The 22,736-nt window shown below is 58.8% G+C and carries 27 protein-coding genes; 11 read left to right on the plus strand and 16 right to left on the minus strand.

The features are described from left to right. The first annotated feature begins 372 nt into the window (after positions 1-372). From ACR0BK_RS10250 to ACR0BK_RS10280, 7 genes are read left to right on the plus strand one after another with little or no spacing between them, the layout of a single operon-like run. The gene (locus tag ACR0BK_RS10250) at positions 373-1,587 is read left to right on the plus strand and encodes a glycosyltransferase family protein (protein WP_480554555.1); all 1,215 of its coding nucleotides are present in this window, start codon (positions 373-375) and stop codon (positions 1,585-1,587) included. After that, entirely contained in the window at positions 1,584-2,831 is a 1,248-nt protein-coding gene (locus ACR0BK_RS10255; RefSeq protein WP_480554556.1) for a glycosyltransferase family 4 protein, read from the plus strand. The genes ACR0BK_RS10250 and ACR0BK_RS10255 overlap by 4 nt, the downstream gene beginning before the upstream one ends. Next, positions 2,831-3,907 carry a glycosyltransferase family 4 protein gene (locus ACR0BK_RS10260; RefSeq protein WP_480554557.1) on the plus strand — a complete coding sequence of 359 codons (1,077 nt, stop codon included), beginning with the start codon at positions 2,831-2,833 and terminating at the stop codon, positions 3,905-3,907. The genes ACR0BK_RS10255 and ACR0BK_RS10260 overlap by 1 nt, the downstream gene beginning before the upstream one ends. Continuing rightward, on the plus strand, positions 3,904-4,488 hold the full coding sequence (locus tag ACR0BK_RS10265) for a histidine phosphatase family protein (protein WP_480473826.1): 585 nt from the start codon (positions 3,904-3,906) through the stop codon (positions 4,486-4,488). Before ACR0BK_RS10260 ends, ACR0BK_RS10265 begins: the two co-directional genes overlap by 4 nt. Next, positions 4,485-5,627 carry a glycosyltransferase family protein gene (locus ACR0BK_RS10270; protein WP_480554558.1) on the plus strand — a complete coding sequence of 381 codons (1,143 nt, stop codon included), beginning with the start codon at positions 4,485-4,487 and terminating at the stop codon, positions 5,625-5,627. The genes ACR0BK_RS10265 and ACR0BK_RS10270 overlap by 4 nt, the downstream gene beginning before the upstream one ends. Further along, positions 5,624-6,379: a polysaccharide deacetylase family protein gene (locus ACR0BK_RS10275; protein ID WP_480554560.1), complete on the plus strand. Its 756-nt coding sequence runs from the start codon at positions 5,624-5,626 to the stop codon at positions 6,377-6,379. The genes ACR0BK_RS10270 and ACR0BK_RS10275 overlap by 4 nt, the downstream gene beginning before the upstream one ends. A 10-nt stretch (positions 6,380-6,389) precedes the next feature. Then, on the plus strand, positions 6,390-6,866 hold the full coding sequence (locus ACR0BK_RS10280; RefSeq protein WP_480554561.1) for a class I SAM-dependent methyltransferase: 477 nt from the start codon (positions 6,390-6,392) through the stop codon (positions 6,864-6,866). On the opposite strand, the gene ACR0BK_RS10285 is transcribed toward ACR0BK_RS10280, so the two are convergent. Further along, positions 6,867-8,009 carry an alpha-D-ribose 1-methylphosphonate 5-triphosphate diphosphatase gene (locus ACR0BK_RS10285; RefSeq protein WP_480554562.1) on the minus strand — a complete coding sequence of 381 codons (1,143 nt, stop codon included), beginning with the start codon at positions 8,007-8,009 and terminating at the stop codon, positions 6,867-6,869. It abuts the gene before it with no gap. Positions 8,010-8,061: 52 nt separating this feature from the next. Between ACR0BK_RS10285 and ACR0BK_RS10290 the strand changes: the two genes are divergently transcribed. Then, entirely contained in the window at positions 8,062-8,745 is a 684-nt protein-coding gene (locus ACR0BK_RS10290; protein ID WP_480494894.1) for a DUF1045 domain-containing protein, read from the plus strand. On the opposite strand, the gene phnN is transcribed toward ACR0BK_RS10290, so the two are convergent. From phnN to phnG, 9 genes are read right to left on the minus strand one after another with little or no spacing between them, the layout of a single operon-like run. After that, positions 8,727-9,275 (minus strand): phosphonate metabolism protein/1,5-bisphosphokinase (PRPP-forming) PhnN, encoded by a 549-nt coding sequence (gene phnN / locus ACR0BK_RS10295; RefSeq protein ID WP_480554563.1) that lies wholly within the window; start codon positions 9,273-9,275, stop codon positions 8,727-8,729. The genes ACR0BK_RS10290 and phnN overlap by 19 nt on opposite strands. Next, complete coding sequence (gene phnL, locus ACR0BK_RS10300; RefSeq protein WP_480554564.1) at positions 9,272-9,955, minus strand: phosphonate C-P lyase system protein PhnL; 684 nt, start codon at positions 9,953-9,955, stop codon at positions 9,272-9,274. The genes phnN and phnL overlap by 4 nt, the downstream gene beginning before the upstream one ends. 22 nt (positions 9,956-9,977) lie before the next feature. After that, a complete protein-coding gene (phnK, locus tag ACR0BK_RS10305) occupies positions 9,978-10,748 on the minus strand; it encodes a phosphonate C-P lyase system protein PhnK (RefSeq protein WP_480554566.1) in 771 nt (256 codons plus the stop codon). Between the two features lie 5 nt (positions 10,749-10,753). Beyond that, a complete protein-coding gene (locus ACR0BK_RS10310) occupies positions 10,754-11,158 on the minus strand; it encodes a VOC family protein (protein ID WP_480554568.1) in 405 nt (134 codons plus the stop codon). Beyond that, on the minus strand, positions 11,155-12,015 hold the full coding sequence (locus tag ACR0BK_RS10315) for an alpha-D-ribose 1-methylphosphonate 5-phosphate C-P-lyase PhnJ (protein ID WP_480554569.1): 861 nt from the start codon (positions 12,013-12,015) through the stop codon (positions 11,155-11,157). Before ACR0BK_RS10315 ends, ACR0BK_RS10310 begins: the two co-directional genes overlap by 4 nt. A 3-nt stretch (positions 12,016-12,018) precedes the next feature. Beyond that, a complete protein-coding gene (locus tag ACR0BK_RS10320) occupies positions 12,019-12,864 on the minus strand; it encodes an EamA family transporter (protein WP_480554570.1) in 846 nt (281 codons plus the stop codon). Beyond that, positions 12,861-13,952: a carbon-phosphorus lyase complex subunit gene (locus ACR0BK_RS10325; RefSeq protein ID WP_480554571.1), complete on the minus strand. Its 1,092-nt coding sequence runs from the start codon at positions 13,950-13,952 to the stop codon at positions 12,861-12,863. Before ACR0BK_RS10325 ends, ACR0BK_RS10320 begins: the two co-directional genes overlap by 4 nt. A 3-nt stretch (positions 13,953-13,955) precedes the next feature. Beyond that, complete coding sequence (gene phnH / locus ACR0BK_RS10330) at positions 13,956-14,531, minus strand: phosphonate C-P lyase system protein PhnH (RefSeq protein WP_480554572.1); 576 nt, start codon at positions 14,529-14,531, stop codon at positions 13,956-13,958. After that, on the minus strand, positions 14,531-14,989 hold the full coding sequence (gene phnG / locus ACR0BK_RS10335; RefSeq protein ID WP_480554573.1) for a phosphonate C-P lyase system protein PhnG: 459 nt from the start codon (positions 14,987-14,989) through the stop codon (positions 14,531-14,533). Before phnG ends, phnH begins: the two co-directional genes overlap by 1 nt. 103 nt (positions 14,990-15,092) lie before the next feature. Here phnG and phnF point away from each other — a divergent pair, with 103 nt between their 5' ends. Then, positions 15,093-15,803, plus strand: a complete 711-nt coding sequence (phnF, locus tag ACR0BK_RS10340) for a phosphonate metabolism transcriptional regulator PhnF (RefSeq protein ID WP_480554574.1) — start codon at positions 15,093-15,095, stop codon at positions 15,801-15,803. Between the two features lie 202 nt (positions 15,804-16,005). On the opposite strand, the gene phnE (ACR0BK_RS10345) is transcribed toward phnF, so the two are convergent. From phnE (ACR0BK_RS10345) to phnC, 4 genes are all read right to left on the minus strand, one after another. Further along, positions 16,006-17,373, minus strand: a complete 1,368-nt coding sequence (phnE, locus tag ACR0BK_RS10345; RefSeq protein ID WP_480554575.1) for a phosphonate ABC transporter, permease protein PhnE — start codon at positions 17,371-17,373, stop codon at positions 16,006-16,008. Beyond that, positions 17,370-18,251 carry a phosphonate ABC transporter, permease protein PhnE gene (gene phnE / locus ACR0BK_RS10350; RefSeq protein ID WP_480518647.1) on the minus strand — a complete coding sequence of 294 codons (882 nt, stop codon included), beginning with the start codon at positions 18,249-18,251 and terminating at the stop codon, positions 17,370-17,372. The genes phnE (ACR0BK_RS10345) and phnE (ACR0BK_RS10350) overlap by 4 nt, the downstream gene beginning before the upstream one ends. A 66-nt stretch (positions 18,252-18,317) precedes the next feature. Then, complete coding sequence (phnD, locus tag ACR0BK_RS10355; RefSeq protein WP_480473844.1) at positions 18,318-19,220, minus strand: phosphonate ABC transporter substrate-binding protein; 903 nt, start codon at positions 19,218-19,220, stop codon at positions 18,318-18,320. A 67-nt stretch (positions 19,221-19,287) separates the two neighbouring features. Beyond that, positions 19,288-20,109: a phosphonate ABC transporter ATP-binding protein gene (gene phnC / locus ACR0BK_RS10360; protein ID WP_480554577.1), complete on the minus strand. Its 822-nt coding sequence runs from the start codon at positions 20,107-20,109 to the stop codon at positions 19,288-19,290. 161 nt (positions 20,110-20,270) lie between these two features. Between phnC and rpe the strand changes: the two genes are divergently transcribed. Then, positions 20,271-20,960, plus strand: a complete 690-nt coding sequence (gene rpe / locus ACR0BK_RS10365) for a ribulose-phosphate 3-epimerase (RefSeq protein WP_480554578.1) — start codon at positions 20,271-20,273, stop codon at positions 20,958-20,960. 61 nt (positions 20,961-21,021) lie between these two features. Here the strand turns inward: rpe and ACR0BK_RS10370 are convergent, their stop codons facing one another. Beyond that, a complete protein-coding gene (locus ACR0BK_RS10370; RefSeq protein ID WP_480518643.1) occupies positions 21,022-21,222 on the minus strand; it encodes a hypothetical protein in 201 nt (66 codons plus the stop codon). A gap of 120 nt (positions 21,223-21,342) precedes the next feature. Between ACR0BK_RS10370 and ACR0BK_RS10375 the strand changes: the two genes are divergently transcribed. Next, positions 21,343-22,527: an alpha/beta hydrolase gene (locus ACR0BK_RS10375; RefSeq protein WP_480554579.1), complete on the plus strand. Its 1,185-nt coding sequence runs from the start codon at positions 21,343-21,345 to the stop codon at positions 22,525-22,527. A 114-nt stretch (positions 22,528-22,641) separates the two neighbouring features. Here ACR0BK_RS10375 and ACR0BK_RS10380 read toward each other — a convergent pair. Then, the coding region (locus ACR0BK_RS10380; protein ID WP_139204741.1) for an EF-Tu C-terminal domain-related protein at positions 22,642-22,736 on the minus strand (95 nt) is incomplete at its 5' end.

The following is a 22,736-nucleotide window of genomic DNA, read 5'->3' on the forward strand; positions in this document are numbered from 1 at the left end:
TTGCCGATATTGGCCAGATTACAGAAGCGTTTCAGGCAGTTCAAACACTCGCATCACTCCGTCTCAATATCGTGTTTGGACGTGTTCTTGGCGCACTCTGATGCTCGCAGGTGTTTTCAATCTTGCCATAATTGAATATGACCGGGCAAAAGTTTCAGGTCCGACCCGATTGCCTTCATCGGGATCCTTATGCGATCTTCTCTAGCTGTGGTGCGATATGCCGCGAAGTTGTCAAAACGCTGTTGCCAAATCGCAATGCTTGAAACATTTGCAAATGCGCAAATCCGCCTTTGGCAAGCGTGGCATTGAAATATACGGTAACGCTAGCGAACGCGCGGATTTCGCTCTGGGATCAAGAAGACGGGCAACACTATGAGCCTTGGCACAACCAATTCTAAACCGGACCGCGCGCCGCGTATCCTGTTTTACAGCCATGACACGTTCGGTCTGGGGCATTTGCGCCGGTCCCGCGCCTTGGCTGCGGCAATCACGCAGGCGGACCCAAGCGCCTCGGCGCTGATCCTGACGGGTTCACCCGTGGCAGGCCGTTTCACTTTTCCGCGCCGGGTTGACCATGTGCGCCTGCCCGGTGTGACCAAGCGTGCGGACGGCTCGTATGCCGCGCGCACAATCGGAATGGGGATCGACGAAGTAACCGAATTGCGTGCGGGATTGATCCAGACCGCGGTTCAGCAGTTCGACCCAGACGTGTTGGTGGTCGACAAGGAACCGACAGGGTTCCGGGGTGAGCTGTTGCCAACACTGAGATATCTCGAACGCCATTGCGGTACGAAACTGGTTCTGGGCCTGCGTGATGTGCTGGACGAACCCGAAGTGCTGGCCGCCGAATGGGCACGCAAAGAAGCCATCGAAGCGACCGAGCGGTTCTATCATGAGATCTGGGTTTACGGATCACAGTCGATCTACGATCCGACGCAAGGATTGCGGCTGAGCGCGTCAGCGCGATCGCGTATTCACTGGACGGGATATCTGCGCCGCGATCTCGGCCCGGTCGGGGAACCGCCTCAGCAACCTTATATCCTGATCACACCCGGCGGCGGTGGCGATGGTAAGGCGCTGGTCAACCTTGTGCTGTCCGCCTACGAGAAAGACCCAGACCTGTCGCCGCGTGCCGTGTTGGTCTATGGCCCATTCCTGTCGGGTGAATTGCGCAACGATTTCGAAGCACGGGTTGCCGCATTGAATGGTCGCGTAACTGCGGTTGGATTTGAATCGCAGATCGAAACGCTGTTTGCAGGGGCCGAAGGCGTGGTCTGCATGGGTGGATACAACACGTTTTGCGAGGTTTTGTCCTTCGACAAACGGGCCGTCATTGTTCCACGCACCACACCTCGTCTGGAACAGTGGATAAGGGCCTCACGCGCGGAAGAGCTGGGGCTGGTCAAGATGCTGGACGAACGACGCGACAGCCTGACACCCGACGCAATGATCCGTGCCATCCGCAATCTGCCGCACCAATCTGTGCCGTCGCATGCCATCCAAAGTGGATTGCTGGACGGTTTGGACTATGTCACCGACCGCATTGACAGCCTGCTGACACGGGAACAGAAACGAGCCACTGGATGAACTCGGCCTCTCCCAATCTGGCGGTTGTGGTCAAAGGCTGGCCGCGACTGTCCGAAACATTTATCGCTCAGGAACTTGTTGCCTTGCAGGAAGCCGGGCACCGATTTGACATCTGGTCTCTGCGCCGTCCGACCGACACCAAACGTCACCCTTTGCACGATCGATTCTTGGGGCAGGTTCGCTATCTGCCGGAATACCTGCATGAGGAGCCACAGCGGGTGTGGGCGGCCCGCACTGCCGCCCAAGACCTGCCCGGCTATGCCGAGGCCTACAAGATCTGGCGGCACGACCTGCGCCGCGATCCCACGCCGAACCGCATCCGCCGGTTTGGGCAAGCATGTGTTCTGGCCGCCGAGTTACCCGCCCAGACGCAGGGGCTCTATGCCCATTTCATGCACACCCCCTCGTCCGTCGCCCGATATGCGGCCATCATGCGCGGTCTGCCATGGAGCTTTTCCGCCCATGCCAAGGATATCTGGACCTCACCGGACTGGGAAAAGCGTGAAAAGCTGCAGGCTGCAACATATGGGGCCGCTTTCGGAGCCACCTGCACGGCAATCGGCGCGGAACACCTGCGCAGCCTCGCTGATGACCCCAACCGCGTGGACCTTATCTATCATGGCCTGGACCTGTCGCGCTTCCCCGAACCGCCAAAGCGCAGGATACGCGCCGCTGGCGATCCGTTTCACATGATTTCCGTTGGGCGGCTGGTTGAAAAGAAGGGCTTTGACCGCCTTATTGCGGCCTTCACGCTGCTGCCGGAAAACCTGGACTGGCATTGGACCCACATTGGCGGCGGGGGTCTTGGGGACTCACTACACAAACAGGTGCGCGCTGCTGGTATCGTGGACCGCATCACCTGGAGGGGGGCCTGCGATCAGCCCGAGGTGATCGAAGCCATGCGCAAGGCCGACCTGTTTGTTTTGCCCAGCCGTGTTGCTGCGGACGGGGACCGGGATGGATTGCCGAACGTGTTGATGGAGGCCGCATCGCAGCAGTTGCCAATTCTGTCGACACCGGTTTCGGCCATCCCGGAATTCATCCAATCCGGAACGCATGGCGTGCTGTCTGATGACGACCCGGCTGCATTGGCTTCGGCCATTTCAGTTTTGGCCGCTGATCCGGAAACGGCAGCAACTATGGCGCGTGCAGCCTATGACCGCCTGATTGCAGATTTTCGAATGGAACCCGGTATTGTACGGCTGTCGGCACGGTTGAAAACCCTGAGCATGGAAGACGCGTAATGGCGCGGGTCGCGTTTTATGCGCCAATGAAATCCCCCGGCAGCCAGATACCCTCGGGCGACCGCGAAATGGCGCGAAACCTTATGCTCGGCTTGGCGGCGCAAGGGGATAAGATCGAACTGGCCTCGGACCTGCGCATCTACGACAAGATCGGAGACCGGGACCTACAGCGAACCCTTGTTCGCGCGGCTGAGATTGAAGCGCAGCGGCTGAGCGCCGAATTGCCCTTTGATACAGATCTGTGGGTGACTTATCACAATTACTACAAAGCACCCGACTTGCTGGGCCCCAAGGTCTGCCAGGCGCGCGGCATCCCATATGTGCAACTGGAAAGCACGCGCGCATCAAGCAGGCTGAACGGGCCGTGGGCCGATTTTGCCCAAGCGGCGCATCAGGCGTGTGATGCAGCGGATATCATATTCTACCACACAGCCAATGACCTGATTACGTTGGAACGGGACCGTTTTGGCAAGCAGGCACTGGTTGAATTGCCGCCATTTCTGCCTGAAACCGGGTTGCCTGTGGCTACGACCGGGGACGGCCCCATGCTGACTGTCGGAATGATGCGGCATGGGGACAAGCTGGCGTCCTACCGGATTTTGGCCGAGGCCCTTTCGCACCTGACATGTGACTGGAACCTGAACATCGCAGGGGATGGTCCGGCGCGGCCTGAAGTCGAAACCCTGATGGCGCCGTTCGGAAGCCGGGTGCACTTTCTGGGCCAGCTCGACCGGGCGGCCTTGCAGAAAATCTACCGACAGGCGTCCCTGCTTGTCTGGCCCGGTGTGAACGAAGCCTATGGTATGGTCTATCTTGAGGCGCAGGCGACAGGCCTGCCCGTGGTCGCACAGGATCGTCCCGGCGTTCGGGACGTGCTGGCACCTGCGGTTTACCCACCGGTTGAAGCTGGGTCCAGAGGGCTTGCCGATCACATGCAAAACCTGCTCGAGGATACCGCGCAGCGCCACGCGCTTGGGGAGAATGCGCGCAGCTATGTGGCCCGGCGTCATCTTATACCTCAGGCGACCGCGCGGTTGTGGGCGCATCTACGGCCCTTGTTGAAGGATGTATCATGACCCGTCTTGCACTACTTCGCCACGGGCATACCCACTGGAACCGCGCAGGGCGCATTCAGGGGCGAAGTGATATTCCGCTGGATGACGACGCGCGGTCTGAACTGGCCGGGTATCGCTTGCCTGATCCATGGGCCGCCGCCGATATCTGGTCCAGCCCCTTGCTGCGCGCCAGCGAGACGGCACGCATCGTGTCTGGGCGCGCCCCGAAAACCTCGGACGCGCTGATAGAAATGAATTGGGGCGACTGGGAAGGACTTCGAGGCGTCGACCTGATCGCCGATGAAACCAGCGGGTACCGCCATATCGAAGACTGGAGTTGGGATTTTTGCCCGCCTGACGGTGAAAGCCCTGCCGAGGTCTGGACCAGGCTGCACCCCTGGGTGTCCGGGCTGCGGCAGGATACAGTCGCGGTCTGCCATATTGGCATTATGCGGGTCATTCTCGCCCAGGCGTGGGGTTGGGATTTTGATGGTCCCGCCCCCTTCAAGATCAAGCGCAATCGGCTGTATATCGTCGATATGAATACGATGACCGCAGATCCGGACCCTGTTCGCTTGATCAAACATGGGCGGCTTCCATGAAGGTGATGATCGTTGTCACGCACCTGTTGGGAACAGGGCATCTGAGCCGGGCTCTGACATTGGGCCGGGCCTTCCGGGATGACGGTCACGAGGTCATGGTCGTCTCGGGCGGGATGCCTGCGCCTCAACTAGACAGCAGCGGGCTAACGCTGTTCGGTTTGCCACCGCTCAGATCGGATGGAGCCAATTTCACGCGGCTTCTGACTGAAAGCGGTGCCGAGGCCGATGCTGATTATCATCGCGCGCGCGTGACAGCCATGGTGCAGGCGGTAAACAGCTTTCAGCCGCAAATCCTGATAACCGAGCTTTTCCCCTTTGGCCGCCGGTCGCTGGCAGCGGAATTCGACGCGGCCCTGAATGCGGCACGGGCCCTGCCTCAGCCTCCGGTCATCCTGGGATCGATCCGCGATATTCTGGCCCCGCCATCCAAACCTGCCAAGGCCCAGCGTTCTGAAGATATCGTCACCCGCTTTTATGACGGCATTCTTGTTCACTCGACCGAAAGTGTCACACCGCTTTCGGTCAGTTGGCCGGTGTCGGACCGATTGGCGGAACGGCTGCATTATACCGGCTTTGTGGCGCCGGAACTGCCTCCACCGCATCCGCAGTCCGTTGGGCAGGGCGAAATCCTTGTCAGCGCCGGCGGCGGTTCTGTGGGGCAACCGATCTTTCGCGCGGCCATCGAGGCCGCCCGCCAGATGCCCAACAGGCGCTGGCGCCTGTTGATCGGCGGGACGGATGCCAAGGCAAGGATCGCAGAGCTGTCCCAACTGGCTGAAGAAACCTCGGCAATTCTGGAACCTGTGCGCCCCGATTTTCGCCAGATGCTGCCCCATGCGGCGGCATCGGTCAGCATGTGCGGCTACAACACCGCCATGGATATTCTGCAAAGCGGAACACCCGCTGTTTTTGTCCCATTCGATGATGGCAAAGAGGTTGAACAGGGGCTGCGTGGGCAAAGCCTGTCGAGTTTGCCAGCCATCGAGGTGCTTCTCAGCCGAACCCTGAGCGGGCAGGCGTTGGCGCAGGCCGTAGAGCGCGTCATTTCAAATGGACCCCGCGCGCAGCAGGACTTCGGATTTGATGGCGCGGCCCAAACCGTGGAGATCGCCAAGCACCTGCTGGAACGGCGTAAATGAACCCGGACTGGCACCCACTTGAGGTCGAGCTGACCCATTGGCATGCAGCGGGCCTTTCGTTGCCGTTGTGGTGGCGAGACGATGACGCGATCGACCCGACACCACAGTTGGACCGGCTGTCCGATCTGGCCACGCAGTTAGGCCTGCCGGTGCATCTGGCTGTCATTCCGCACGGGGCAACCGCTGCGCTGGCCGACTATGTTGCGCACGGCGAAACTCTCATCCCTGTGGTCCACGGTTGGTCCCACACGAACCATGCGCCCGCCGGTGAGAAGAAAGCCGAGTTTCGTCTCAACCGTCCGTTGGACCAGGTTGTCGCGGATGCCGCGGCAGGATTGTCACGCCTTGGCGCCTTGTTCGGCAACACCCTGCGGCCGATGTTTATCCCTCCGTGGAACCGCATTGCACCAGAAGTCATCGAACATCTTCCATCGCTGGGGTATCGCGTTCTTTCAACGGCAACGCCCCGCAGAACAAAAATGGCGGCAGCGGGGCTTGAGCAGGTCAACACACATCTTGACCCGATTGACTGGCGGGGTTCATGCGGTCTGATCTCTCCGGACCGCCTGATCGCACAGACAGTTAACCTCCTGCGGGACAGGCGCGAAGGCCGCGCAGACAACGCCGAGCCTTTTGGAGTATTGACCCATCACCTGGTCCATGATCAGGACATCTGGGCCTTTACCGAGGCGTTGCTGAAACATCTGCTGGACGGTCCTGCCACACCCTGGGTCGCACCAAAGAACGAGTGAGGACATCGTCATGAGCCGACTGGATTCCATGCTGCGCCGACTGACGGCCCAACGTGACGGGCTGAACTGGGCAGCCGAACAGATCAGTGGCCAGCCCGGCGATGTGCTGGATATGGGTTTGGGCAATGGTCGCACCTATGACCACCTGCGAGAAATTCTGCCGCACCGCCGGATCTGGGTGATGGATCGTGTGCTGCAATGCCATCCCGAAAGCACCCCACCGGCCGAAGATTTCCTGCAAGGCGAAGCTGAACCCATGCTGCGGAAACTGATGGCCGAGGGGCACAAGATCGCGTTGGCGCATTATGATTTCGGACGCGGCATCAAACACGAAGATGTGGCCGAGGCCGCGCGCCTCAGCCCGTTGATCGCGCAAGTGATGCAGCCCGGTGGGTTGTTGATTTCCGGCCAGCCCCTTGTCGGCATCAACCAGATCAAAGGGCCCGAGACGATCGCGCCGGACCGTTACCTGTTCTATACGGCCTGATCACGCCACACGGCGACCGCGCGCCCAAACCGAGTTGAGGGCTGGCACACCCGCGCGCATCCGGAAACGGATAACATCGGCGCGGGCATTGGCGCGCAACTCGCCACGATCCTCCAGCCTGGCGGCCTGCGCCGGGGCCAATGTGACGGTCTTCATTCCACGCGCCATATCGCCCCACATTTGACCCAGCATGACCGCAGACAATAACAAGGCCGACGGCACGTAATCCGAGGACATTACGTCCAGATGCCCAAGCTCGGCCAATTCGCGGGCCGCAACATTGCCGGAATGAGAGCCACCGCGTACAACGTTTGGCGCACCCATCATAACCTTGATACCATGTTCATGACACGCCCGTGCGGCCTCCACCGTTGTGGGAAACTCAGCCAGCCGAATGCCGTGACCTGCCGAGACCTTCACCTGATCTTCGGTCGTATCGTCATGACTGGCAAGAACGGCCCCAAATCGGCGCGCGGCCTTGACGGTTTCGACCTCGTGCACATCGCCGTTGCGATCACGTAGGCTTTTCAGCTGAGCCACATGCTGAAAGAACGTATCATCGTCCATTGCATATTTGCCCTTCAGAAAGGATTCCAGCTTGCCCATGTTGCGAAACTGACGCTGGCCGGGGGTGTGATCCATGATGGACACAAGGCCGACCCTATCCTCGGGTCCAAACTCGTCCAGTTCTTCGATCAGTGTCTCGGAACACACCTCTGCCCGCAAATGCAGGAAATGGCTGATCTTAAGCGCATCCTGCTCGCGCAGTTCCCACAACTCCCGCGACAGGCCGCGGGCATATTTTCCGTACCGTCCGGCGCCGGACGGGATTGAACCAACCCGCATCGCATCGAACACACTTGTTATCCCCACGCTGGCCAGTTCCGCGTCATGGGCCAGAATGGCGGCGGCATGGGGCCAATGTACATTGGGGCGCGGCTGAATATGGCGTTCAAGATTATCCGTGTGCAACTCGACAAGACCGGGGCTGACATAGTCGCCTTCGCAATCTATCGCACCTGCGGGAACTGCACGCCCGGTGTCAATTTCGATGATAGTGTCATCCACAATTCGAACACAGCCGGTGACGGTTTCATTCGGCAACACAAGCGTGGCATTGGCAAGGATCAAGTCTTCTGTCATCTGAACTTCACGCAATCTGAGGTATTGGAAGGCCACTTAATAGGAGGCCAATGTGACATTCACGCGATACGCGATCTATTTTGCGCCGCCCGCCGGGGCGGTCTGGACGGATTTTGCGACCAGCTGGCTGGGCTGGGACATGGAAAAGGGAACGCAGGTCGCGCATCCGATCATGGGCGGCATCGACATTGCGACCATCACTGAGGTGCCGCGCAAATACGGGCTGCACGCGACATTGAAACCGCCGTTCCGGTTGCGCGATGGCCTGACCTTTGACGCGTTGCACCAGGCGTGCATTGCGCTGGCTGCAACTCGGCAGCCTGTCACACTTGACGGTCTGGAAATTGCCCGCCTTGGACGGTTCCTGGCCCTGTGCCCGCTGGGTGAAACGCAGGCGCTGAATGCGCTGGCCGCGGCCTGTGTTCGCAACCTCGACCGGTTTCGCGCACCTGCCACTCAGGCTGAACTGACGCGCCGCCGCGCCGCCGGGCTGACCCCCGAGCAGGACGACAATCTGACCAAATGGGGTTATCCCTACGTGCTGGACGCGTTTCGATTTCACATCACGCTGAGCGGCAAACTGGACAAACCAACCCTCAAGGCAACGCAAGAAGCACTGCAAACCCATCTGAGCCCTTTGCTGCCGCAGCCCTTCCAGATCACTGATCTTGCCCTGATGGGCGAGACGGAAGATGGGTGGTTTCACCTGATCCATCGCTACGCGCTTTCCGGTTGAAGGCGGCGCAGGATTTCGGCGACCGTGTCTTCCAGCGCGCCGGAATTGTCGACTTCGATGACCCGGTTCAGACCATCCGGCAACTCCGCGTTGGCGCGACACAACCGCCGCGCCTGCTCGTCTGCGCTTTCCCGTCCCCGAGCGGACAGGCGCCGCGCCAAAACTCCGACATCTGCCGTCAGAGAGATCACAATAAGATCTCCAAACACCTTCTGCGCCTGCAAAAGAATCCCACGGGAAAGATTGACCAGAACCGCATTCGCCCCCTGACGCTGTCGCAAAATCTCGGCCGGGATACCGTAGAACAGTCCGTGCGCAGGCCAGCTGAGGGCAAAAGCGCCTGCCTGTTCCATCTGCTGGAATTCTGCTACCGAAACCCGGTCAAAATCCTCGCCTTCTTCGCCTGCGGGGCGGGTGATCACCCTTCGCACCCGCCGGACGCCAGGCACCTGTGCCTCCAACGCTTCCATGACGCTGTCTTTGCCAACGCCCGAGGGGCCAACAATCGCTATGACAGGGGCAAGTGTCATGCCGCCAGTCCCGGCGTGAAGTCAGCGACATTGACTTCGCGGTCACAGACACGCTCACGGGCATCGAAGTCGTGGAATATCCCGACAATCGCCGCGCCACTCCCTTTTGCCTCTTCAATCAGCGACAACACGGTTTCGCGGTTCTGCGTATCCAGGCTCGCCGTCGGTTCGTCCAACAACATCGCCGGGTAGTCATGGGCAAAGCCACGTGCAATGTTCACCCGCTGCTGTTCGCCGCCCGAAAAGGTTGTAGGGCTCAGGGTCCACAAGCGCTCAGGAATGTTCAGCCGCTTCAGCAACCCGGCTGATTTCTCCAGCGCCTCAATTCTGTCGCAACCCACGGCCAGCAAAGGCTCTGCCACAACGTCCAGCGTCGGCACACGCGGCACGACCCGCAGGAATTGACTGACATAGCCCAGCGTTTCCCGGCGGAGGGTCAAGATCTGGCGCGGCTCGGCTTTTGCCACGTCCAGACCTCCAACCAGCACCTGACCAGAGGCCGCCAGGTAGTTGCCATAAATCACGCGCATCAGCGTGGACTTGCCCGCGCCAGACGCCCCGGTCAAAGCAACGCACTCACCCGGTTCAACCCTCAACGACGCGCCTTCCATCACCGGGATAACAGCACCGCCCTGATTGTGCAGGGTAAAGCTTTTGCTCACATTGATCAGTTCAATCATTGCTTCACCTTTTCCCAAATACTCAAACCTGCAGAACGCTGGACACTAGCAGTTGCGTGTAGGCGTGTTGGGGATCATCCAGTACCTGATCGGTCAGCCCGGCCTCAACCACATGACCATCCTTCATCACCATCAACCGGTCGGCCAACAGGCGCACCACAGCAAGATCATGGGTCACGATGATCGCGCTCAGCCCCATTTCACGCACCAAGCCGCGCAAGAGGTCCAGTAATCGCGCCTGAACCGAGACATCCAGCCCCCCGGTCGGTTCGTCCATGAACACCAGTCGCGGGCCAGTCACCAGATTGCGGGCGATCTGCAAACGTTGCTGCATCCCGCCCGAAAACGCGGTGGGCCGGTCATCAACGCGCGCCGCCTCGATCTCGACCCGACCCAGCCAGTCAATGGCCTTGTCTCGGATGTCACCATAGTGGCGCTCGCCCACGGCCATCAGCCGTTCACCAATATTGCCTCCGGCACTAACTGACATCCGCAGGCCGTCACGTGCATGCTGATGCACAAAGGCCCAGTCGGTACGGCTCAACATCCGGCGTTCGGGCTCCGACATGGTCACCGTATCCACCGGCCCGTTCGCGCGCGTGTCAAAGATCACCTGCCCCGCATCGGGCACCAGATGACCCGCCAAACAATTCAGCAGGGTCGACTTGCCCGAGCCACTTTCACCCACGATCCCCATCACCTCTCCGGGATAGAGATCAAAGCTTACGTCGGCACATCCGATACGGGCACCATAGGTTTTTCTGATATCCTTTACGCTCAGCAACGGTGTCATGTCACTCACCTGGGATCATAGGAAAATTCGACCCGATTGCCGCCCGGCTCCCGGATCATGAAATGGATCTTTGGACCCGCACCAGAGGGTTCCGGCGGAAACTCAACCACGACAGAAGGCCAGTCCCTGACTGCTTCGAATACAGCATTCAGGGCGCTCTCGTCCGGTACCTTGAAGGCCACGTGATGCAGTCCGACATTTGAATGCCGATCAAAACCACGCAGTTTTTCACCTTTTTGCTGCCAAAGCGTGAGCTTCGCCGCCCCATTGGTCACATAGACCGCGGGATAATCCGGATTGCTGCCGAAAATCTCCCAACCCAGTGCGTCGACAAAAAACAAGCGCGTGGCGTCAAGATCCGAAACCGTCAGGCCAAGGTGGTCAATTCCAAGAACATCTTCCCGTTTCACGCTGCGTCCTCTCCGGCCAAGCGGCCCACATGGCCGGTCGCGCGGCGCGACCGGCAATAATCGGTGTCCGAACAGACAAACATTCGGTTGCCTGCATCATCCATGATAACTTCATCCAGATAGCTGTCCTCGGCCCCGCACAGGTCACAGGGATGATCGGCCTTGGTGGCCTCGAACGGATAATCCTCGAAATCGAGGCTCACGACCCTGGTATGTGGCGGCACTGCGTAGATGCGCTGCTCGCGCCCGGCACCGAACAGCTGGATTGCATCCATTTCAAGCTTCGGGTTGTCGAATTTCGGGATCGGGGACGGGTCCATCACATAGCGGCCAGACACTTTCACCGGATAGGCGTAAGCGGTCGAAATCGCTCCGTGCTGGCTGATATCCTCATATAGCTTCACATGCATCAGCCCATATTCTTCAAGGCTGTGCATCTTGCGTGTCTCGGTCTCACGCGGTTCGAGGAAGCGCAGAGGTTCCGGAATCGGCACCTGATAAACGATGATCTGATCTTCGCGCAGCTTTGCCTCAGGGATGCGGTGGCGGGTCTGGATCACCGTCGCCTTCTCGGTTTCCTCGGTCGTCTCCACACCTGCGGTCTTTTCAAAGAACTTGCGGATCGACACCGCGTTGGTCGTGTCATCCGCACCCTGATCGATGACCTTGAGCGTATCCTCAGGCGTCAGCGTCGCAGCCGAGACCTGCACCCCTCCGGTGCCCCAGCCATAAGGCATCGGCATTTCACGGCTGGCAAAGGGCACCTGATACCCAGGAATAGCCAGGCCCTTCAGGATCGCCCTGCGGATCATCCGTTTGGTTTGCTCGTCCAGATAGGCGAAGTTGTAGTCAGACATGGGTCAGCTCCGGCTCATGCGCAGAAGGATCGCACCCGCAAGGGTCAGCGCGGTTGAGGCGACCTTTTTCAGGTCGAGCCTTTCGTTGAGGAAGGTCACGCCGATGATCAGTGCAAAGATGATCGAACACTCGCGCAAGGCAGTGACCAGCGCGATGGGCGCTTGGGTGAAAGCCCAGACAACCAGAACATAGGCGGTGAATGAGGCCGCGCCGCCAAGGACCGCCAACTGCCAAAGGCTGGCTGCCCGCCGCAACAACCCCGGCCGCGCAACCCGCGCCACCAGGGCAAAGCCCAGCGCGTTTGCCGCCGTCAGCGTGCCGAAAAAGCCCAGCGCTGTTCCCGCAATGCGCGCGCCTTGCCCGTCGACGATGGAATAGGCGGCGATGAACAACCCGGTGATCAGTGCCAGCCCGGCAGCAGCCATGTTGAAATTGCCATCCGCGCGCCGCACCAGCGCGATCGAGGTAATCCCGACCGAGATCATTGCCATCGCCCATAGCTCGGCCTGGCTGAACGTCACCCCAAAGAACAGCGCCGTACCAAGCGCAACCAAGAGCGGCGAGGCACCGCGTGCGATCGGGTAGACCTGGGTCAGGTCGCCGATCTTGTAGGCCTGAATCAGAAACAGCTGATAGCCCAGATGCAGCCCGATGCCTGCCAGCAGGTAGGGCCAGCACGTCCAATCGATCGGCTGGGCAAACGGCAGAAGAAGGAGGCCGGACAACCCCTGCCCCATCACCACAGCCGTCATCGCGGCGCTTTTGTCCGACCCACCCTTGACCAACGCGTTCCACGTGGCGTGCAGCAGCGCTGCCAGCATTACCACCAGAAAGACAAACCCGCTCATTCCGCAGCCTCCTTTGACGTGATCCGCGCGTCAGCCTCGCGGCGCAGTTTGCGGACCAGTTCAAGCTCGGACTGGAAATCCACGTAATGCGGCAGCTTGATGTGTTCGAGAAAACCGGTCGCCTGAATGTTGTCCGCGTGGCTCAGAACAAATTCTTCATCCTGCGCAGGCGCGCCCAGATAGTCTTCGCCCAATTCCTTCCACCGCAGCGCGCGATCAACCAAGGCCATCGCGATGGCCTTTCGTTCAGACTGACCGAAGACGAGACCATATCCACGCGTGAACTGAGGCGGCTCGGTTTTTGAACCCTTGAACTGGTTCACCGTCTCACACTCGGTCAGTTCGACCTCGCCGATATCGATGGCAAACCCCAACTCGGGGATGTCCATTTCAACCGCAACCTTGCCGATCCGCAATTCACCCACAAACGCGTGGTTGCGCGCGTATCCGCGCTGGGTGGAATAGGCCATGCCCAGCACGAATCCCTCATCCCCGCGTGTCAGCGATTGCAGGCGCAACGGGCGATTGGCAGGGAATTCCATCGGTTCGCGCGTCAGGTCGCCGGGGGTGTCATCACTTGCCGGTTCGTCCTGAATGAGGTCCTCGTCCTTCAGGAATTCGGTGATATGCGGCGTCGGTTCCTGCCGTGCAGGACCTTCCGGAGCATTCGGGACATCACCATTCGCGGCCAGTTTGAAATCCAGCAAACGGTGCGTATAGTCGAAAGTCGGCCCCAGAACCTGCCCTCCGGGCGCATCCTTGAACGTGGCCGAAATCCGGCGGTCGCAGGCCATCTCACCCGTTTCGACCGGATTGGAGTAGCCAAAACGCGGCAGCGTCGTGCGGTAGGCGCGGATCAGAAAGATCGCCTCGATCAGATCGCCCCGCGCCTGCTTGATCGCCAGCGCAACCAGGTCGGGGTCATATAGCGAACCTTCCGCCATGACCCGGTTCACTGCAAGGCTCAGCTGTTCCCGGATCTGCGCAAGGCTCAGTTCAGCCACATCGGTCGCACCCCGGCGCTCTTCGGCCAGCCAGGCATGGGCGTTCTCGATGGCTTTTTCGCCCCCTTTGACAGCAACATACATCGCTTAAGTCTCCGACGTGATCTGCGTGCTGCGGGGCAGGGCCGCAACCCTGTTGCCGCAGGTAAAAAAGAAATCGCACCCCAGGGGATAGAGCATCGCATTCCCCTGAAGCGCCGGAATATCCGGCAGAGACAGGCGCGCGGTCTTTTTGATGCCGGGGCCGCTCAGAACGGCACCGCTCTGCTCTAGCCGGTCGCATTCCACAATCAGGGTTGCTGAACGATCCGGGTATTCCGGCGTTCCGATGCGATAGGCCCTAAGCGGTCCCAATGTGTCCCATGTGCCAACGGCAAAATCAGCCTTTGCTGCGGATACGAGCGGTGCGCCCGTGTGGAAAGTCAGCCAATTGCGGATTGCTTCGGTATCGGTGCCTCCGGCCAGATGAACCCTGGTCTCGGGGTCGCACAACGTCAGCAGCAGTGTACCAGCCGCCACGGACAGGGGCGCTGGGGGTTCGCCGCCCGACAGGACGCGTATGTAGCCCGGGCGCGCCATGACGGTCATCGCCGCGCGGAACGCATATGCGGCATCGACAGGTGCGTTTTGAAAGCCACCGGAAAACTGTGTTTGCACGGCCATCAATCTTCCCCCCGAACCAGCGTGAAAAACTCAACCTTGGTGGCCGCTGCCTTGGCCGCGCGTGTGCTTTTGACCGCCTGCATTTGTTGCTGAAGCGGGTCGAGCAGCCGCCTCTGCACCTCATCTGCCGCCCCGGTCTGCATCATCGCATCAATCAATGCCGCGGCTTCGGCCTTGGGTTTCGATCTGCCCTGAACGTAACCGTGACCAACCGTTCCATCCTGCAACACCACAGAACAACGCGTGACCGTCATTTCACCCAGGTTGAACGGCGCTCCGGTACCACCGGTGCGACCGCGCACCATCACGCTCCCGACCTCGGGACGGCGCAGCCAGTCAAAGCTCGGGCGGGTCTCAATCCCATCCCACAAGGTCATCAGGGTGTCGTCAGGTGCACGGGCCAGCAAACCCATCCAATCCCTGCGCGCCCCGGTCGCGATTTCTGTCTGATCTGTCATCAAAGCCTCTTGGCCGGGTTGTCTATTTGAACTATACAACTAGACAAATATTAGCCTGCGTGCGCGCAACACGCAATCTCCAACTGTGTGAAGATTTGATGACATGAGCAAAACGCCGATCTGGAAAAGCATCGCCTTGCGCCTGACCTCGGACATTGCCGAAGGGCGGTATCAAACCAGTGACCGCCTGCCGACCGAAGCGCAGCTGGCCGCCAAATACGGTGTCAATCGCCACACAGTGCGGCGCGCATTGGCCGACATGTCGGAACAAGGTCTGGTTCATGCCCGGCGCGGTGCGGGCGTTTTTGTGGCAGCACGGCCAACCGACTATCCGATTGGCAAAAGGGTTCGATATCACAAGAACGTCTCGGCCAGCGGCAAGATACCGGGAAAGAAAATTCTGGCCCTGACGACACGCGCGGCAGATGAAGCCGAGGCCGAAGCACTGGGTCTGAGCAAAGGCGACCCGGTGCATGTCTATGACGGGTTATCGCTGGCGGATGGGCAGCCCATAGCCGTTTTTCAAAGCGTCTTCCCGGCAGAACGCTTTCCAAACCTGTTACAGGCGCTGACCGAGACCCAGTCTGTAACAAAAGCCCTGCAACGCAGCGGCATAGTGGATTACACCCGCATCTCGACCCGATTGACCGCGCGCGGTGCGACAGCAACGCAAGCCCTTCACCTGCAACTGTCCGAAGGTGCCCCCGTGTTGTTTTCGGTCGGCATCAACGCGGACCCGGACGGCAGACCCGTCGAATATGGCCGAACCGTATTTGCTGGTGAGCGTGTCACGCTGACGCTAAACGAAGAGTAATCCAAATCCTTTCCCGCCCGACTTCGACCTTCTGCCGGGGGTCGCATCCCGTTGGGCATGGTGCGAAAATCGATTCAGCTGCCTTTCGGGTCAGCATTATTCTGAATATGGGATGAACGGTAATGGAATAAGCTCTGTGACGCTTCTTCAAACGATTGCGCCGCACTGAACCGAGCTGTTTTCTTGTCACTCCAAACCCGGCTCAGGGCAACAGGAGCGGTTTGGGGTCGGGCGTGCGCGGCCAGCGCTTTTTACCCGCCTTACCCTCGATCAGACGACGGCGCAGCCAGCCCGAAAACCAATCCATCAGCATCACCATCAGAATGATCAGGATGATGTAATAGGCGACCTCTTCCCAGTCTTTCTGCGTGATGATTGCCTGCGTCAGCAGTAACCCAATGCCGCCGCCCGTGATTGCACCGATCACCGTCGCACTGCGGGTGTTGGATTCGAGGAAATACAAAAGCTGGCTCAGCAAAACGGGCGTAACCTGAGGGATAACGCCAAACCGATACCGTTGCGGGGCGTTCGCACCCGTGGACTGCACACCTTCGATCTGCTTCTGATCCACGTTTTCCAACGCTTCCGAGAATATCTTGCCGAATGTCCCGGTGTCCGTCACCAGAATGGCAAGCGCACCGGTCAACGGGCCGGGACCAAAGGCGCGGGCCAGAACCACAGTCCAGATCAACGCGTCTACGCCGCGCACAAAATCGAATACACGCCGTGTCGCAAAGCGGATGGATGTCATCCGGTTGAAATTGCGCGTCGCAAGGAAGGCCAATGGCAGGGCCACAATCGCCGCGCCAAACGTGCCCAGAAATGCCATCAGCATCGTCTCGAAGATGGCCCAGGCCACATCCTGATGGCGCCACATCTTGTTGGTCCAGAAATCATTAAAGATCGCGCCCGCCTCGCCCGACGCCGCGCGTCTGGCCAGTTCCGGGAAGGACTTGCCGAAATAAGGGCTGTCCAGCGTGAACCAGAATAATTCCCAACCTGTGAAATAGCGAAACACCTCGGACCGGTTGCGGGTGACAGTCAAACGACCTGCGTCCGTGGTCACAGACAGCCGGTTTTTAGAGACGTTGATCCACTCAGGAACTTCGCCCTCCGGCAACTCCGTCTGTACACCGGCCGAACGCGTTGGTGTTGCGCGAATGGTGCCATAGCCGGGAATGTCATATTCCACCGTCTGCGAACCGAAACGCACGACATGGCCCTTTTCAAGGTCGATCACAGTTGTCTCGCCCAGCGCCACCCACTCCGGGGCCTGCCCTTCAGGATATGCCCCCTTGCGCTCACCCTCGATGGCGGCTGAGACTTCACCGGTGCGATTATCCCGCGCGATATGCGTTTTGTAGCTATAGCTGTCAGCCACCAGCGTCTTGCCATTTGCCCAGTTTGCGCGCCCCACAAGGCCCGACACGTCAAAAACAAAAAAGACATAGATCAGATAGACGAAAACCAGAGCAGGCAACCCGAAGTTCATCAGCCTCTTGCGGTTGAACAAGCGATCTGCTTCGGCTTTGAGGTCATCGACAGTCAGATTGGTTGCGAAGGTGCTCATGCCAAAGCTCCTTTTTCCGAGCCATGGGTCAGACGGTCGCGCAGGTAGCCAGACAGCTGGTCGACGACCACGATTGTCACGAACAGAAGGATGAAGATGGCCGCGGCTTCGTCATAACGCCCCTGCCCCCAGGACATGGCATTGCGAAGCTCGTAACCCAGACCGCCTGCCCCAACAAATCCAAGAATGGCCGAGGCACGGATGTTGATCTCGAACCGCAGCAGCGCGTAGCTGACATAGTTCGGCCCGACCTGCGGAATCACCCCCAGATACATCCGCTGTGACCAGTTGGCACCCACGGAATGCAGCCCATCCACCGGTTTCAGCGAGGCGTTCTCGTTCACCTCGGAAAACAGTTTGCCTAATGCGCCAGCAGTGTGAATCGCGATGGCGATCATCGCGGGAACCGGGCCACCGCCCAGAATGAAGATCAGAACCAACGCAATTACGATCTCGGGAATGGCGCGGCAGATGTCTGATATTCGGCGAAACAGCGGGATCAATGACGGCCACAGCGCCATGCCGCGTGTCGACATCAGGGCGAAAAACGTTCCGACAATTGTGCCGACAAGCGTCGCCGCCGCCGCGATGTTGATTGTCTCGACCAGGGCTGGGAAGAACGAGACCAGATTGGCTGGCATTTCGGCAATCTTTTCCCCCGCTTCGGACAGAACCTCTTTGGGGTAATCAAGGATACGGTGCCAGCCATCGACAAAGCTGCCGGCATTCCGATTGTCGGCTGTGCGAAACCCTGCCGCCATCAACGACAGGAACAGGATCAGGAGGATACCACCATAGACCCGCTTGCGCCGTGTCATCGCTGTATAGTCGTTGCGGATCTGATCGACGGATAAGGACCCTGCGGTAAGGTCTGTCATGGAATGCTCCTGAAGGGAAAACGGGGTCCGGTACATCGCCAGACCCCGATCATTGGATATGCAGTCTTAGTTGGACTTCAGCTTGCGCGCTTCTATGATGACCTCGTAGGCCTCATGCGTGATAGGATCAAAGCTCTTGGCCTCACCCGCGGCCACGCCGTAGAAACATTCGCGGTCTTTTTCATCCAGCGTGTTCCACAATTCGGTAACCTGAGCTTTGACATCCTCGGGCAGAGCCTTGCGCAGTACAACCGGACCTTCCGGGATCGGTGCCGATTTCCAGATCTGGACCAGATCGTTCATGTCGACCAGACCAGCATCCACAGCGCGGCGCAGTGCGCCCGACTGATAGCCGTCTTCCCACTCGCCGAGACCATCGGCCCAGGTCACACCGCCATCTACGTCACCGTTGTTCACCGCAACGATGGTCTGCTCGTGACCGCCGGTGAATTTCACCTCAGCAAAATAGTCACCCGACTCCATGGTTGCTCCGGTGGCCTGGGGAATCTCAATCGACGGGATCAGATAACCCGAGGTCGAATTCGGGTCGCCAAAGCCGAAAACCTTGCCCTTCATGTCCTCAAGTGAGGTGATGCCGCTGTCCTTGTGTGCAAACCCAACCGAGTAATAGCCGTAGCCGCCATCGGTGTTCACCTTGACCAGTACCGGCTCAACCGCGTCGGGGTCGCTCAGATAGGTTTTGGCATAGCCCGACGCACCCAGCCAGGCGACATCAATCGTGCCGCCCAGCAGCCCCTGAATCACTCCGTTATAGTCGGCAGGGGCAAACAGTTTGGTCGGAACGCCCAACAGTTCTTCGGTGTATTCGCGCAGACACTCGTTTTTGCTCATCCGGTCCTGAGCGTTCTCGCCACCCAGAATGCCGATGCGGAATTCGCTGATTTCTTCGGCCATGACCGGTGCAGCCAGTGTTGTGGATGCGACCAAGGCAGCAATCAGTTTTTTCATCTGTCTCTCTCCAGTTTGATAACCCCGGCCTCTCACCGGGCCGGGCGATGAAAGGGGTTGGGATGGCTCAGATGGTTGCTTCTGCTTCCATCAGCGCCTTTCGCGTGGCGTCGAGCGTTTCGATTTCCGTTGATGTCGCTTCTTCCGAGAAGCTGGCATCGGCGCCATAGATCTCGCGGGCGACGCCTGTGGTCAGTTGCTCGGGCAGCCCATCGAAGACGATGCGCCCGTCGCGCATCCCAACCACGCGGTCGCAATAGCGACGTGCTGTGTCCAGCGTGTGCAGGTTGGCGATGACGGTACGGCCATCTTCTTCGTGGATGCGGCGCAGCGCCTGCATCACCACCTGTGCATTCATCGGGTCCAGCGAGGCAATTGGTTCATCCGCCAGAATAATCCTCGGGTCCTGCATCAGCGCCCGCGCAATCGCCACGCGCTGTTGCTGGCCGCCCGACAAGGCCTCGGCCCGTTTCGGAGCGTGTTCCGCAATTCCCAACCGGTCCAGAATGTCGATGGCACGGTGAATTTCATCCATCGGGAACAGGTTGAACATAGCGGCCAGCGTCGAATGACGGTTGAGCGTGCCATGCAGCACGTTCGAAACCACATCCATGCGCGGCACCAGGTTGAACTGTTGGAAGATCATCGCGCAATCAGCCTGCCAGGCGCGTTTCTCACGGCCTTTCAGTTGGGTGATGTCCCGACCCTCAAACAGGATTTCGCCTTCGCTGGCATCCGTCAGGCGGTTAATCATCCGCAGCAGGCTGGACTTACCCGCGCCCGACCGTCCGATGATCCCGATCATGCACGGCCTGTCCACATCCAGCGTCGCGGCATTCACGGCAACATTGTCACCAAAGCGTTTGGTCAGTTTCTTGATACGCAGCACGTGCCACCCCCAATTCGTGTTGGCGGACTGCTACAGATGCCGTTCAAAGTATATGTGTCAGCGTAGTGAAAGTTTTGTAACGCCCCGGCGCGCGGGGGGTATCCATCGCTCCGCCTCACGGGTATACGCATCCGCGACTCTTCAGCTGACACGAGGCCAATATGAGCTTTGACCGCACCATCAAGATCGCGCCGTCCATTCTGTCCGCCGACTTTGCCAATTTCGGGCAGGAAATTCAGGCCATCGAAGCGCAGGGCGCGGATTGGGTCCATGTTGACGTAATGGACGGCCATTTCGTCCCGAACCTGACCTTTGGCCCGCCAGCCGTCAAAGCCTTCCGCCCGCATGTAAAGACGGTCATGGACGTGCACCTGATGATCACGCCGGTCGATCCATACATTCAGGCCTACGCTGATGCAGGCGCTGACATTCTGACCGCGCATGTCGAGGCGGGGGCCCACACCCACCGCACGCTGCAAGCAATCCGCGCCGCAGGCATGAAGGCAGGCGTCGCCTTGAACCCGGGCACCCCGGCTGAGGCGGTCGAACACCTGCTGGACCTCACCGATCTGGTCTGCGTCATGACCGTGAACCCCGGCTTTGGTGGCCAGAAGTTCATCGACATGACCAGCAAGATCCGCAAATTGCGCCAGATGATCGGTGACCGCCCGGTGCATATCGAGATCGACGGCGGTGTTGATCCCCAGACAGCACCCCTTGTTGCCGCAGTGGGGGCTGATGTGCTGGTCGCAGGGTCGGCTGTCTTCAAGGGCGGTTCGGTGGATCAACCCGAGGTATACGGTCAGAACATCCGGGCCGTTCGGGCAGCGGCGGAAACCTCTCTGGGCTAAAACTGGCGTCCGTTTATTAGCACGCTGGAATTCACTTATTTTAAAGCTCAGCCGGTTTCGACTAACGCAGAAACGGGCTGAGCTTTTTCAACCGCGCTTGCGGCAATGCCAAACGCTGAGCCAAATCAACATCCCCATCCAAAAGCGCGCGGCAAATCTCTCCCTCCAACTCATCTGCGATACGTAGCAACAAAAGGGCAGCTTCAGTGGCAGTTTCGGGTTGGCCGATAGCAGTTTTCGGGTGCAAATTATTTGTCGACATCTGTGGCATTATCTTCAGTCCCGGTTAGCCTCGCGATTGAGCTTACCCGTTCACGAACAACGGCACCGTTGACTTATCGTTGTTATATCGTTGAATTTTAACACAACGATGGAGGCCTGCATGAGGCAATGGGAATTAAATCCAGACGATGGCACACTTTCATCGGACCAGGGTAATTCCTCAGTGTCACCCAAAGCATCCGAAGTTCTGGCCTTTATGATTTCTCAGACAGGCGTCGTTCTGTCCAAGGAAGAAATTCTAGCGGCGGTCTGGCAGGATTTGAACGTGAACCCGGATCTGGTACGGGAATACATCTTTGAAATCCGAAAAGCGCTCGGCGATAGCGCCAAAAATCCGCTCTATCTAGAGACCGTGGGGCGACGTGGCTTCCGCCTATTGGGCGCGATATCCATAAAACCGGATGAAGAGCCAAGCTCAGGCAACGGAGTTCCAAATGGTCAACCGTCCTCTTTGCCGCCAGTAAAGTTCTGTCGTTCCTATGACGGAACATCCATAGCTCATACCGTTTCTGGTGAAGGTTATCCTTTGCTGATCTCAGGAAGCTGGATGACACATCTAGAGCAAGACTGGCAAAGCCCAGCTTTTGGCGACTATATTCGACACCTTTCACAACATTTCTCTGTCATCCGTTATGATCAGCGCGGAAATGGGATGTCTCAATGGAAAGATGTCGACATCAGCTTTGACCGCATGGTCGATGACATGGAAGTTGTCGTCGACGCCTACGGCTTTAAAAACGTGGCAGTTTTGGGATTGTCACAGGGTGCGTCCGTTTCGGTGGCATATGCTCTTCGACATCCCGAACGCATTTCCCACCTTATCCTCAGCGGGGGGTATCCGCGGGGACGCAGACAACGTGGAAATGAAGTTGAATTTGAAGAAAGCGAAGCCCTCGTAAAACTGATCCGTACCAGTTGGGGTAACGATAACCCGGCAATCCGCCAAATTTTGACAACGATGTTCATGCCGGATGCCACCAAAGAAGAAACACAATGGTTCAACGAATTTCAGAAGCTTTGCGGGCCAGCTGAAAATATTGCCCAATTTCGCGCGATGTTTGACGATATTAACGTAATCGATATGTTGCCGGATGTCACAGTACCGACTTTGGTGCTCCACAGTGATATGGACGCTGTGGCACCACTTTCTGAGGGGAAGCTGCTGGCCTCAGAAATCCCAAACGCGTCATTTGTCCAACTAAGCAGTCCGAACCATTTACTTTTTGAGACCGAACCGGACTTTTCCAGAATGATGAAAAATATAAACGATTTTATCCGAACCTGAGAAAACCCTACGATCTATTGCATTCATCACACTCTTAGGGACAACAAGCGCATAGCGACAGAAAAAGGGCGCCCCGAAGGGCGCCCTTTCCGTCTAAACATTCGCTTGTGCGAATTATTCAGTAATCTTCGACACGACGCCGGCGCCGACGGTGCGGCCGCCTTCGCGGATGGCGAAGCGCAGGCCCTGCTCCATGGCGATCGGTGCGA

The sequence above is a fragment of the Ruegeria sp. AF1 genome (assembly GCF_056542125.1).